The organism is Weissella fangxianensis (assembly GCF_024718545.1).
GTDB classification, from domain to species: domain Bacteria; phylum Bacillota; class Bacilli; order Lactobacillales; family Lactobacillaceae; genus Weissella; species Weissella fangxianensis.
This window is the reverse complement of record NZ_JAMXDB010000013.1, coordinates 1-12,691: the sequence shown is the minus strand read 5'-3', so window position 1 is coordinate 12,691 and position 12,691 is coordinate 1. Positions and strand designations below refer to the sequence as shown.

Annotated in this window: 12 protein-coding genes and 1 tRNA gene; 11 read left to right on the top strand and 2 right to left on the bottom strand. The window is 40.0% G+C overall.

Features of this window, described 5'->3' with window-relative positions; all coding sequences use genetic code 11:
- The first annotated feature begins 158 nt into the window (after positions 1-158).
- From NGR58_RS05235 to NGR58_RS05210, 6 genes are all read left to right on the top strand, one after another.
- Positions 159-1,262, top strand: a complete 1,104-nt coding sequence (locus tag NGR58_RS05235; protein WP_258088561.1) for a BMP family lipoprotein — start codon at positions 159-161, stop codon at positions 1,260-1,262.
- 313 nt (positions 1,263-1,575) lie between these two features.
- Positions 1,576-2,655 (top strand): BMP family lipoprotein, encoded by a 1,080-nt coding sequence (locus tag NGR58_RS05230; RefSeq protein ID WP_258088560.1) that lies wholly within the window; start codon positions 1,576-1,578, stop codon positions 2,653-2,655.
- Between the two features lie 218 nt (positions 2,656-2,873).
- Positions 2,874-4,424, top strand: coding sequence for an ABC transporter ATP-binding protein (locus NGR58_RS05225; protein WP_258088559.1), 1,551 nt, complete (start codon positions 2,874-2,876; stop codon positions 4,422-4,424).
- A gap of 4 nt (positions 4,425-4,428) precedes the next feature.
- A complete protein-coding gene (locus NGR58_RS05220) occupies positions 4,429-5,550 on the top strand; it encodes an ABC transporter permease (protein ID WP_258088558.1) in 1,122 nt (373 codons plus the stop codon).
- A gap of 2 nt (positions 5,551-5,552) precedes the next feature.
- Entirely contained in the window at positions 5,553-6,509 is a 957-nt protein-coding gene (locus tag NGR58_RS05215; RefSeq protein WP_258088557.1) for an ABC transporter permease, read from the top strand.
- A gap of 87 nt (positions 6,510-6,596) precedes the next feature.
- Positions 6,597-7,403: a Cof-type HAD-IIB family hydrolase gene (locus NGR58_RS05210; protein ID WP_258088582.1), complete on the top strand. Its 807-nt coding sequence runs from the start codon at positions 6,597-6,599 to the stop codon at positions 7,401-7,403.
- Positions 7,404-7,480: 77 nt separating this feature from the next.
- Here NGR58_RS05210 and NGR58_RS05205 read toward each other — a convergent pair whose 3' ends face one another.
- Positions 7,481-8,848 carry a UDP-N-acetylmuramoyl-tripeptide--D-alanyl-D-alanine ligase gene (locus NGR58_RS05205; protein WP_258088556.1) on the bottom strand — a complete coding sequence of 456 codons (1,368 nt, stop codon included), beginning with the start codon at positions 8,846-8,848 and terminating at the stop codon, positions 7,481-7,483.
- A gap of 196 nt (positions 8,849-9,044) precedes the next feature.
- Between NGR58_RS05205 and mreB the strand changes: the two genes are divergently transcribed.
- The 5 genes from mreB to NGR58_RS05180 all read left to right on the top strand — a co-directional run bounded on the left by mreB (position 9,045) and on the right by NGR58_RS05180 (position 12,547).
- Positions 9,045-10,025 carry a rod shape-determining protein gene (mreB, locus tag NGR58_RS05200; RefSeq protein WP_258088555.1) on the top strand — a complete coding sequence of 327 codons (981 nt, stop codon included), beginning with the start codon at positions 9,045-9,047 and terminating at the stop codon, positions 10,023-10,025.
- 11 nt (positions 10,026-10,036) lie between these two features.
- Positions 10,037-10,246, top strand: a complete 210-nt coding sequence (locus NGR58_RS05195; RefSeq protein ID WP_075269071.1) for a DUF2969 family protein — start codon at positions 10,037-10,039, stop codon at positions 10,244-10,246.
- 38 nt (positions 10,247-10,284) lie between these two features.
- Positions 10,285-11,469, top strand: a complete 1,185-nt coding sequence (locus NGR58_RS05190) for an FtsW/RodA/SpoVE family cell cycle protein (protein ID WP_258088554.1) — start codon at positions 10,285-10,287, stop codon at positions 11,467-11,469.
- A gap of 130 nt (positions 11,470-11,599) precedes the next feature.
- Positions 11,600-12,391 carry a pyrroline-5-carboxylate reductase gene (gene proC / locus NGR58_RS05185; protein WP_258088553.1) on the top strand — a complete coding sequence of 264 codons (792 nt, stop codon included), beginning with the start codon at positions 11,600-11,602 and terminating at the stop codon, positions 12,389-12,391.
- A gap of 84 nt (positions 12,392-12,475) precedes the next feature.
- Positions 12,476-12,547 (top strand) — tRNA-Glu (locus NGR58_RS05180).
- Between the two features lie 49 nt (positions 12,548-12,596).
- Here NGR58_RS05180 and NGR58_RS05175 read toward each other — a convergent pair.
- Positions 12,597-12,689, bottom strand: coding sequence for an IS3 family transposase (locus tag NGR58_RS05175; RefSeq protein WP_407077141.1), 93 nt, complete (start codon positions 12,687-12,689; stop codon positions 12,597-12,599).
- Positions 12,690-12,691: the final 2 nt, after the last annotated feature.

Here is a 12,691-nt window from a genome sequence, read left to right as displayed (position 1 = left end):
AAAATGAAAATGCCTCTATAACAGTCGTCTATAGAATTTTATCATTTTAAATAACGAAAAATAAACTTGAAAACAGCGAACGTTAACCGTATAATTTGAATGGTAATAAATAAATGGACAACAGAACGTTACTTTAACGATTCAGAAAGAGGGCAAACATGGTTTCACGACGATTAAAAATAATTGGTGGTGTTGTAGGGGTTGTTATTATTGGCGGGGTCGCTTATGGCATGATCAATTCATCTGAGTCTTCAGATAAGAAAAATTATACGGTAGCAATGGTAACTGATGTTGGTGGCATCGACGATAAGTCATTTAATCAATCGGCATGGGAAGGATTGCAAAGTTGGGGTAAAGAACACCATTTAACCAAGGGAAGTGACGGTTATAATTACTTACAATCTAAATCACAAGCTGATTTTGCGCCAAGCTTTCAACAAGCGATTCAAGGAAAGTATGACCTGATTGCTGGTATTGGGTATTCTTTGCATAATGCAACAATATCATCAGCTAAGAAAAACCCGAAAACAGATTATGTCTTGGTTGATGATATTGATACAAAGAAAACCAAGAACGTCGCCTCAGTCATGTTCCGTTCTGAACAGTCGTCGTATTTGGCAGGTGTTGCTGCAGCTACGAAGGCTAAGGCATTAAACCAAAATACCGTTGGCTTTGTTGGTGGGATGCACAGTAACATTGTTGATGCATTTGAGGCTGGTTACACTGCTGGTGTAAAATCAGTTGATAAAAACTTGGCGGTTGATGTCCAGTATGCTAATTCATTTGGTGATGCAGCGAAAGGACAAACGATTACTGATGCGATGATGGCTAAAGGTGAAAAGATTATTTTCCAAGCAGCTGGTGCTACTGGGAATGGTGTGTTCACCGCAGCAAAAGATAATAACCAGGACTTAACAGCTGATTCAAAGGATAAGGTTTGGGTCATTGGGGTTGATATGGATCAATCTAATATGGGGAATTATCAAACCAAAGATGGCAAGCAAGATAACTTTACTTTGACTTCATCAATTACTGGTGTTGGTCGTGGCTTGCATCTGATTGCCAATAAAGCCATGAAGGATCAATTCCCTGGTGGCAAGATTGTTGCATACGGTTTGAAAGAAGGCGGTGTTTCCACACCAACAAAGAATTTGACTAGCGATGAGAAAAAAGCAGTCGTAAAGGCCAAGAAGGCCATTATCAAGGGCGAAATTAATGTGCCAGCTCATCCAGAAAATTCAAAGTTCAAACAAACATTCTAAAATTGTTACATAAACGTAACTTAAAAAAATAACGAATAGACGTCATTAAATGTCGTTAATATATTTATTTAAAACGTTTTATAGCAAACATTTTAATATTTATTGTTTTATTTGTTCGTTTCTACACGATATACTTTGCTAAAATACCCATAAAACGTTTTACCAAATTACTCTTTTCAACCGTTTGTTTATTGCGGATAGGGGAAGCTCAGGCTATACTATTCAAAGGAATTAGCGGTCTGAACGATGTTAACCTATTGTTAACTAAATAATATGAATCGTTTAGATGAACGAAAGTTGAGGAGAATGAAACATGGTTTCACGTCGTAATTTAGTAATTGGTGGCGTTGCTGTCATCATAATCGCTGGTGTAGGTGTAACGTTGGTTCAAAACAAGCAATCAAGTACTGATAAGAAAGATTTTTCGGTTGCCATGGTGACTGACGTTGGCGGTGTAGACGATCGGTCGTTTAACCAATCTGCGTGGAAGGGAGTTACTGACTGGGGAAAGTCACATAACTTACAGAAGGGTAAGGATGGCTATAATTACTTCGCTTCAAAAACTAATGCAGATTTTGCGCCAAATTTCCAACAAGGGGTTTCAGCAAATTATAATTTGTTAATTGGGGTTGGCTATGCAACTAATGATGCTTTAGTCGAATCAGCTGAGAAAAATAAAAATACAAAATATGTATTGGTTGATGATAAGGCTAAGAAGTCGTTAAAAAATGTGGCTTCAATGATGTTTAAGCAACACGAAGCTTCTTATCTAGCTGGTGTTGCCGCAGCGACAAAAGCACAAGACCTAGGTGATAACAAGGTTGGCTTCATTGGTGGTATGAGTTCAGCAACCATCAAAGCTTTTCAAGCTGGTTATATTGCCGGGGTGAAATCTGTTGATCCTAACATGAAAGTTGAATCTCAATTTATTGAATCATTTACGGACACAGCAAAATCAAAGACGATTGCGGATGCTATGTATACATCTGGCTCACACATTATTTTCCAGGCGGCTGGTCCTGCAGGAAATTCAGTGTTCACATCGGCTAAAGATATTGATGCAAAGCTATCAGCTGATGACAAACAAAAAGCTTGGGTAATCGGGGTCGATATGGATCAAAAGGACCAAGGAGTGTACAAAACTAAGGATGGCCAATCAGCAAATCTAACGTTAGCTTCAGCAGTCAAAAAGATTCCTAGTTCGGTAGTGAAATTAGCTGATCAGGCGATGAAGGGTGATTTCCCTGGTGGCAAGACAGTAACATTTGGTTTGAAGAATGGTGGCGTTGGTCTAACAAGCGATAATTTGGATAGTGCAGAAAAGCAAGCTGTTCAAAAAGCTACGGACGACGTAAAGTCTGGGGATGTAACTGTACCAAGTAAAATGAAGTAAAAGTTAATAATCAGTATTGATAGGGGAAAGCGGAACAACTATTGTTCGGCTTTTTCTTAAATTTTTGCCACTTTTAGGGGCATTTCATGTATATTGAATTAAAAGACGAATATTTTTTAAATGGCTACTAGCAATACGTAAATAAAATATGTAAAATAATTGCTATATATTGAGTTTTATAGATCAGCAAGTGAATTTTTTTCAGGGAGAGAGAAAATATGGCAGATGAGCCAATTGTGTTAGAAATGCACAATATAGTTAAGCAATTTGGCGATTTTCGTGCAAATGATGAGATTAATTTGCAAGTAAGACGTGGACAAATTCATGCCTTACTTGGAGAAAATGGTGCAGGGAAATCAACCTTGATGAATCAATTATCAGGTTTACTCCAGCCGACCTCTGGTGACATTTTAATTAATGGCCAGAAAATCACCGTAGATAGTCCAGCCAAGGCAGCAGAACTGGGAATTGGTATGGTACACCAGCATTTTATGCTAATGGATGCTTTTACAGTTACTGAAAATATTATTTTAGGTTCTGAACCAGTTAATGGTATGAAATTGGATATCAAAAAGGCTAGCCAAGATATTAAGAAATTATCTGAGAAGTACAGATTGGATGTTAATCCGGACGCCCTCGCAGGGGATATTTCGGTTGGTATGCAACAACGTGTGGAAATTTTGAAAACATTGTATCGTGGCGCCGATATTTTAATATTTGATGAGCCAACGGCTGTGTTAACACCACAAGAAATTGACGAATTGATGGTTATCATGCGACACCTTGCACTAGAAGGTAAGTCGATTATCTTAATTACTCACAAATTAGATGAAATTAAAGCTGTGGCGGACCAAGTGACGGTTATTCGCCGTGGAAAATCAATTGATTCGTTTCCTGTAGCTGGTGTGTCATCGCAAGAGTTAGCAGATATCATGGTTGGGCGTTCGGTTTCTTTGTATGCAACAGAAAAGTCAGCAGCCCGACCTAAAGAAACGGTCATCTCATTAGATCATGTCACTGTTAAAGATAGTCGTGGTCTGACAGCAGTTAAGGATTTAAGTCTTGATATTCGTGCGGGTGAAGTGGTCGGTCTTGCCGGTATTGATGGTAATGGCCAATCTGAATTGATTTCAGCCATGACAGGATTGATGCCAACAGTTTCAGGAAAAATCATGTTAAATGGTAAGAACATTGCCAATAAAAAGCCACGTCAAATTACTGAAGCGGGCGTTTCTCATATTCCTGAGGATCGCCAACGTTATGGGTTAGAGTTGGACATGACGCTTGCAGAAAATATTGCCTTGCAAACGTATTATAAGCGACCACTTTCAAAGCATGGCGTCTTAGACTATGAAGAAATTAATAAACATGCGCGTGATTTAATTACTAAATTTGATGTGCGGACAGTGAATGAATTAGTACCAGCCAGTTCATTATCTGGTGGTAATCAGCAGAAAGCGATCATTGCACGTGAACTAGATCGTAATGCTGATTTCATTATCGCTGCACAACCGACACGTGGACTTGACGTGGGTGCGATTGAATATATTCATCAACAACTAATTTATCAACGTAATGCGAATAAAGCGGTACTGTTGGTTAGTTTTGAATTAGATGAAATTTTGAATGTTGCCGATCGCATTGCCGTCATTTCACATGGAGAAATTACAGGTATCGTGAATGCGAATGAAACAACGAAGAATGAGCTTGGTTTGTTGATGGCTGGTATGTCATTAGACGATGCTCGCGCACAATTAGCAGGAGAATGATCTCGTGAATAAAATTAATTCATATAGTACTGGTCTCGTCGCTGCCTTAGCAGTCTTCTTTGGCTTGCTGGTCGGTGCGATTATCATGCTCGTATCAGGATTTAACCCCGTTACAGGTTATATCAGTTTAATTCAGTCAGCCCTTGGCTCATCTTTAAATATTGGTGAAGTTTTGCGAGCCATGACACCATTGGTTCTAACGGCAGCTGGCTTCTTGGTGGCCCAATCGGCCGGATTCTTTAACATTGGACTTTCTGGTCAAGTTTGGGTTGGTTGGATTGCATCAACCTGGTTTGTGTTGGCAAATCAAGGCATGAATCCTTGGATTTTAATTCCAGTGGCTGTAATTATCGGTGCACTTGGTGGGGCTATCATGGGCTTTATTCCAGGATGGTTGCGTGCTCAGTTTGGTGCTTCGGAAGTAATTACGACAATTATGCTGAATTATATTGCCCTATATGGTGGTAATGCAATCGTGCAAGGCTTACCTAATAAGATGATGGCGACAACCGATATGACGAAGACATTAGATGCATCTGATTCATTACGTTGGGATTTCTTGTCAAACCTAACAGGAGGGTCACGTTTAAATATTGGTTTTCTTATTGCGTTGATTGCGTTGTTGGCAATCTGGTTTGTCATGAAACGTACGACACTTGGTTTTGAAATTCGAGCCGTTGGGTTGAATCCAAATGCTGCCCGCTATGCAGGTATGTCAGCTAAGCGCAATGCGATTACAGCAATGACAATTTCTGGATTGTTAGCTGGTTTGGCGGGTGCGACTGAAGGATTGGGAACTTACCTAAATATCTTTTCACAATCGGCAGCACCGCAAGTTGGTTATGATGGTATGGCTGTTGCATTGCTAGCTTCGGGTTCATTCTTAGGTATTATCTTTGCCGGCTTTTTATTTTCTGTTTTGTCAGTTGGTGGTTTGGGAATGCCGCTAGCGACAGGTGTTCCGACTGAACTAGTTTCAGTTGTGACGGCTTCAATTATTTTCTTCATTGGTGCCAATTATTTGATTCGTTTAATTTTAGTTAAGCTAGATGAGGACGATTCAAAGGATAAAGGCAAGCAGAAAAAACATAAAACAACAAAAGCTGATCAAAAGGAGGCAAAGTAATCATGAGTGTGGAAACAATTTTACAATTAGTGATTTCAAGTACATTAGTTTACTCAGCGCCTTTGATTTTTACTGCGTTGGGTGGTACTTTTTCAGAACGTGCGGGTATTGTTAACGTTGGTCTTGAAGGAACGATGATTATGGGAGCCTTTGCAGGAGTGGTCTTTAATTTGAGCTTTGCCGACCAATTTGGTCATGCGACACCTTGGTTAGGATTAGTTGCTGGTGCTGTTATCGGTCTGATTTTCTCATTGATTCATGCTATAGCGACGGTGACTTTGCGTGCTGACCATATTGTTTCAGGTACAGTCATGAACTTGATGGCACCAGCTCTTGGCGTTTATATCATTAAGTTGATGTATGGTAAGGGACAGACGTCAATGATTTCGCAAAACTTTGGTTACTGGAATGTACCAGGTTTAAGCAAGATACCTTTTATTGGTCCAATTTTATTTACAAAAACATCATCAACTGCGTGGGTAGCTATTTTTATTGCCTTTGTGGCATATTGGTTATTATATAAAACACGCTTTGGGTTACGCTTACGTTCTGTAGGAGAAAATCCACAAGCGGCTGACACGCTAGGATTGAAGGTATATACGCTACGTTATGCCGGTGTCCTAATTTCTGGTGTCCTTGGTGGTATTGGTGGGGCATTGTTTGCCCAATCGATTGCGGGTAATTTCTCTGCTTCAACCATTGTTGGACAAGGTTATATGTCAATGGCCGCAATGATTTTTGGTCGCTGGAACCCAATTGGCGCCATGGGAGCTGCATTGTTCTTTGGCTTTTCACAGTCAATGGCAATTGTCGGCGCACAATTACCAGTTATTAACCAAATTCCAGCTGTTTACCTGCAGGTTGCACCTTATGTGTTAACTATTTTGATATTAGTTATTTTCTTTGCTAAGTCAAAGGCACCAGCAGCGGACGGCATCAATTACATCAAATCGGTTTAAAAGTTTGTAGGCTAGGACTAAATAAAAAGTCCTGGCCTTTTTTGCTGCTATAATGGATGTATTCATAACTAAAAAAGGTGGCTAATGATGATTACGACAATCGCACTGGATCTAGATAATACATTATTGAATTCTGCAAAAGAAATTTCAGCGGAAAATGAACGTGTTTTGAAACAATTACATAAGATGGGCAAACGCATCGTTTTATGCACCGGACGTCCTATTCAAGGCATTCAAAGATTATTAACACAATTGGAATTATTCGAACCGACAGATTATGCCATTACATTTAATGGTGGTTTAATTCAACATAATCAAACGCAACGTATTTTAGCGCAGACTACCATTAGTAAACAAGAAATTGCTGCTCTATATCAGGATGCGGAGCAACGGCACTATCCGATTGATGTGATTGGTGCTGATAAAGTTTATTCAATCGTTACATTAGGAAAATCTGATTATGAATCATCAATGGGAGCGGTATTGCCGTTTGCGGATATCTCATTTGATGAACTACCAGCGAATCGTGCGTTTGGTAAAGCGGTGTGCGCGGCGCCAGCGGAAGTTGTGCAGCGTGTGCGTCAAGAAATGCCTACTGAATTGACTGATTTGTTGCATATCGTTCCTTCGCGTGCGGAACTATTGGAATTCTTACCAAATAACGTCAACAAGGCTCGTGGATTGTCACAGCTAATGGCTCATTTTGGTGAGACATTGGATAATGTGATGACATTTGGTGATGAAGAAAATGACTTTGAAATGATTGCACAAGCTGGGGTAGGCGTTGCCATGGGAAATGCGATTCCTCAAATTAAACAAGTCGCTAATGTTGAAACGCTAACAAATAATGAAGATGGCGTGGCTGTTTATTTAAGACAGTACTTCGATTTGTAGTCAGATAAGTATCAAAAAAGGAGATTGAGACAGTTATTTTGTCCCAATCTCCTTTTGTTGAATAGCCGTTAATGGTGCTATTTTTTAAGTTGTGTCACGATGTTTTCTAGATGAACGCCATGTGAGCCTTTCAGCATAATTTCATCATCTTGAGTCAAATCAGCTAGTAAATCCTTGAGTAATGTGTCTGAATCATTGATTGCATATCGCTTAACTGTACCAGCCGGATAAAGTGGCTTTAAGGCATCCTCAAGTGGTGCAATTTCTTCGCCGACTAAATAAACATGGGCGATTTTTGTTGGATCAAGGCTTTCAATAAGACTAGCATGCAATACTGGTGAAGCGTTTCCAAGTTGCAACATGTCACCTAGAACGGCAATGCGCTTGCCCTGAGTAGGCGTATCGGCAAAGAAGTGGAGCACTTCTTTAGCGGCCGTTGGATTAGAATTATAAACGTCAGACAGAATTTTACCGCCAAACTGACCATCTAACCATTCAGTACGGTTCTCCGTAATTGGAGCTTTGGCTAATGCTTGTGCGATTTTTTCATCCGAAATATGTAGTAAATGGCCGACCGTAATTGCAGAAAGCGCATTGGTTACATTGTAGCGTCCCGTCATTGGAATGGTGAACCGTTGATTACTTTGGTTAGTTGTGAAACTTGCCTGTAAGGGTGTCATATCAATGTCACTAGCAAATAAATCGTTGGTGCTGTCGAGTCCGAATGAGTCGCGCAACAAATGGGGATGCTGACCGACGCGTTCAAGCAACAAAGGTTCATCCCCATTAAATACTAAGTGACCATTTTCTTTCAAGCCAGTGATGATTTCCATTTTACCGTCAGCGATGCGTGCACGTGTCTTGAAAAATTCAATATGTGCTTCACCAATCATTGTTAGTAGGGCAATGTCTGGTTTGACAAGATTTGATAGGAAGGTTAAATCGCCAGGATGGTCCATGCCAATTTCAATTACCAGTAATTCAGTATCGGTAGGCATTGAAAGAATCGTCTGAGGAACCCCAATTTCATTATTGAAATTTTCGGGCGTTTTAACAGTTTTATAACTTGTTTGTCCGATAGCGGCAATAAAGTCCTTGGTTGTGGTTTTACCATTTGAACCAGAAACTGCTACAACCAGCGGATCGACCTGGGCAAGATAGTGGCTTGCTAATTGTTGGTAGGCTACCAGGGTATCAGAAACGATAATAACTGGTAGATCGGTTGGGACGTCTTTATGGTCAGCTTGCCATAAAGCGACCGTTGCCCCATTGTTTTTAGCTGCATCAACATACTTGTGACCATCATTATCGGCTACTAAGGGTATGAATAGATCACCGGGTTTGACTTGGCGTGAATCGAATGTGGTATTCGTAACAGTGACATCAGCCTCGTTCTTTATTGGCGCATTTAAAATGTTGGCCATTTCTTTTAGAGTTAGATTCATTAGTTTTATGTCCTTTGTAAACGTTTTTCTTTTATTTTACCTTGTTCAGTAAGGACCGGCAAACAAAGATAACGGTTATGGATTTTTCAAGATTTTTTTTGGTGTATGGTTTATACTATTAAAGATAGTAATTAGAAAGTTTGGACGAGCTTGTTCAAGAAAGAACTTGCTCGATAAAAAATAAGAGGTGAATTTCATGGCCAAGGAAATCGGCGTTGATTTAGGGACGGCAAATGTGCTGATTTATGTTGATGGGGAAGGCATTATTCTAAATGAACCTTCCGTAGTGGCAATCGATACAAAAACAGAAAAAATTTTGGCTGTTGGAACGGAAGCTTACCAAATGGTCGGTCGCACGCCAGGTAATATAAGGGCTGTTCGTCCGTTAAAGGATGGCGTTATTTCAGATTTTGATATGACTGAGGCAATGCTGTCACGGTTTATGTCAAAATTAAATGCCAAAGGCGTTATGTCACGACCAAATATTATGGTTTGTGCACCAACTAACATCACTAGTATTGAGAAAAAAGCTATTATTGGGGCAGCTGAAAAATCTGGTGGCGGTAAGGTCTATTTGGAATATGAGCCCAAAGTTGCTGCAGTAGGTGCTGGATTAGATATCTTTTCGCCAATTGCATCAATGGTCATTGATATGGGTGGTGGAACGACAGATATCGCTGTGCTCTCACTTGGGGATATTGTCACTTCTGAATCGATCCGTGTTGCAGGTGACAAAATGAATGTCGATATTACCAACATGGTGAAAAAAGACCATGGATTGATGATTGGTGAGCGAACATCTGAACAAATTAAAATTCAAATTGGTACCGCAACACCCTTAGACGAACCAGAAGAGATGGAAGTTCGTGGTCGTGATAGTTTTACTGGTATGCCACGTACAGTGACGCTAAATACGAATGAGGTTGAAGCGTCAATGCATGATACATTAACGCAAATCGTTGAAGCAGCCCATGCAGTCTTAGGACGGATTCAACCAGAATTAGCATCAGATATTATTGATCGTGGTATTGTACTAACAGGTGGTGGCGCATTATTGCGTGGTGTTGATAAGTTGATTTCACAACATCTTGGTGTACCAGTTATGATTTCAGAAAAACCACTAGACAATGTTGCTAAAGGAGCAGGGATGTTACTTGCTCACATGCATGCAAATTAAGGAAGGTAAATATGTCGCGAAAAAACAAACCAGTTGCTGTCGAAATTAATGAATTAGATGATAGCGTTTCAGAAGTGATGATCAATAAAGTAACGTTAGGAACGGTTGATGAAAAAAATTCACCACTTGTTGTAACATTTGCTGATGGTCATCAAACAACAGCAGATAATTTTGATGATGCAGTCGCAAGTTTACTTGCAGAATTTAATTTGCACCATTAATTAATCAAATAAATAAACCAATAAAATAAGGGGGAAACATGCTAAAACGTTTTTTCTCAAAAGATGGTGGTGAAATAGACTGGTCAATCATTTTCGTGGTTTTGATGTTGGCATTGATTGGTTTAGCGTCGTTGTATGTCGCTGGAACGCATGATGCTAGTGTTAATGTGACACGAATGGTTCTACTACAATTAGCCTATTATGTCGTTGGTATCGTAGGTGTCATGGTTATCATGCAGTTTGATTCCGAACAGTTATGGCGGATCGCGCCTTATGCGTTTGGTGTCGGCATGGTACTGATGGTTGCGGTTCTATTTTTCTACTCGAAATCTTATTATGCTAGCACAGGTGGAAAATGGTTTGCTCTTGGACCGATTACTTTTCAGCCTGCTGAAATCATGAAGCCGGCCTTCATTATTCTGTTGGCCCGTGTAATTACTGATCATAATATTTCAAACCCTGATCACACCATGAAGTCGGATTGGCGTTTGTTGTGGAAAATCATCCTATGGACATTGCCAGTTTTGATTGTAAATGGTAGTGATTTTGGAACTAACTTAGTCTTTATTGCCGTAGTATTTGGGATGACTTTGGTATCAGGTCTATCATGGTTATACTTAGGACCGATTATTGCCATTGTCGGTTCACTTGGAACAGTCGCAATTTTATTCGTTACGCAAACTTGGGGGCGTCATTTACTTGAACAAATTGGCTTTAAAGCTTACCAATTTACGCGTGTGGATGCGTGGTTGAATCCACAAAATGATACTTCAAATGGTGCCTATCAATTATGGCAGTCAATGAAGGCAATCGGCTCTGGTGGAGTTACCGGAACTGGCTTTAACGTCTCACATGTTAATGTGCCTGTTCGTGAGTCCGATATGATTTTCTCAGTCATTGGTGAGAACTTCGGTTTCGTCGGTGGCATCTTGCTACTGATTTTATATTTCTTGTTGATTTATCAAATCATTCAAGTTGTTTTTGATTCATCAAATCAATTCTATGCGTATATTGCCACTGGGGTTGTCATGATGTTGTTATTCCATATTTTTGAAAATATTGGTATGAACATCGGATTGGTGCCGCTAACTGGAATTCCGTTGCCATTTATTTCGCAAGGTGGTTCCGCGCTGATTGGTAATATGATTGGTGTCGGGTTAATTATGTCGATGCGTTATCATAATAAGTCTTTCTCACTATCTGAGCGTGAAGGATTTTCATAAAATAAAAGAGTCGAACAAAAAGCTGACTGTACCATATTTGATGGCTGACAGCATGCAACACTTTTGTTTGACTCTTTTTTATTATCGCTATGTTATGATAAATGTAATTATTATTAAAAAGGGGTGTCACATGCTAACTATCGGATTTATTGGTGCAGGTAATATGGCACAGGCCATGATTCAAGGATGGTCAGGTAATCAAGAAATTCAACAGGTCGTTTATTCACCACATACTGGTCAAAAAGTGGCCGATGATTTACACATTGAAGCTAAATCCTCAGCTTTGGAAGTGTGGCTAGCATCTGATTTGGTTGTTTTAGCAACACCGCCAGATCAGTTAGCGGCTGTTGCTCGTGAGTTACAACCAGGTATTTTAATTAAGCCAAGTGTTATTGTTGCGTCGGTTTTGGGTGGTATCTCATTAGCGCAATTACACAAAGCATTAGGTAATACAGTTGTGGTTACGCGTGCCTTACCTAACGTAAATGTAGCTGTTAAGTATGGTTATACAGCTTTGGCATTTGATGAGCAGGTCGATGCCGACATCAAAGGGGCCGTTGCTGCGTTGTTCTTGGAGTTAGGTCGTACGGATGAGTTAACAGAAGAACAATTTGGTGCTGCGAGTGCGATTGCTGGTTCTGGTCCAGCCTTTGTGGCCGCATTTACTGAGGCATTTAAAGAAGTTGGAGTAGCGAAAGGTTTGGATGAAGAAGTGGCTGCTAAACTAGCCGAACAAACAGTGGCTGGAACTGCGCAACATATGACTCAGGCTAAGAAAGCACCGTTGGATTTGGCCAATGAAGTTATGACACCTGGTGGTTCAACTGCAGCTGGTTTTGAAGTGTTAACGCAGGGTGGATTAAACCAATTAGTGTTAGATACCATCACGGCAACAATGGATAAAAATGCGGCATTTGAATAAATTATATTTTTTGTAAAAAAAGGTTGCAAACGTCTGATGAAGCTGGTATTATTATTTATGTTGTTGAGGCAACGAAATGATATTGGCTCATTGGTCAAGCGGTTAAGACTCCGGTTTTTCACACCGGCATCCAGGGTTCGACTCCCTGATGAGCTATCAAGTTAAAAGGACTGACTGAACTGAACCCCAAAAATTGGAGAGAAGTTTAAGCAACTAGCTGGTCGGAAAGATTTCGGTATTGAACCGGAGTTTTTCCGGCCAGTTTTGTTTTAATCCGTTTATTATTGTAGTAATAGATAT

Coding starts and splice junctions, on each gene's coding strand:
- NGR58_RS05230 (WP_258088560.1), top strand. CDS start 1,576: ATGGTTTCACGTCGTAATTTAGTAATTGGTGGCGTTGCTGTCATCATA.
- proC (WP_258088553.1), top strand. CDS start 11,600: ATGCTAACTATCGGATTTATTGGTGCAGGTAATATGGCACAGGCCATG.
- NGR58_RS05210 (WP_258088582.1), top strand. CDS start 6,597: ATGATTACGACAATCGCACTGGATCTAGATAATACATTATTGAATTCT.
- NGR58_RS05205 (WP_258088556.1), bottom strand. CDS start 8,848: ATGAATCTAACTCTAAAAGAAATGGCCAACATTTTAAATGCGCCAATA.
- NGR58_RS05225 (WP_258088559.1), top strand. CDS start 2,874: ATGGCAGATGAGCCAATTGTGTTAGAAATGCACAATATAGTTAAGCAA.
- NGR58_RS05215 (WP_258088557.1), top strand. CDS start 5,553: ATGAGTGTGGAAACAATTTTACAATTAGTGATTTCAAGTACATTAGTT.
- mreB (WP_258088555.1), top strand. CDS start 9,045: ATGGCCAAGGAAATCGGCGTTGATTTAGGGACGGCAAATGTGCTGATT.
- NGR58_RS05190 (WP_258088554.1), top strand. CDS start 10,285: ATGCTAAAACGTTTTTTCTCAAAAGATGGTGGTGAAATAGACTGGTCA.
- NGR58_RS05195 (WP_075269071.1), top strand. CDS start 10,037: ATGTCGCGAAAAAACAAACCAGTTGCTGTCGAAATTAATGAATTAGAT.
- NGR58_RS05235 (WP_258088561.1), top strand. CDS start 159: ATGGTTTCACGACGATTAAAAATAATTGGTGGTGTTGTAGGGGTTGTT.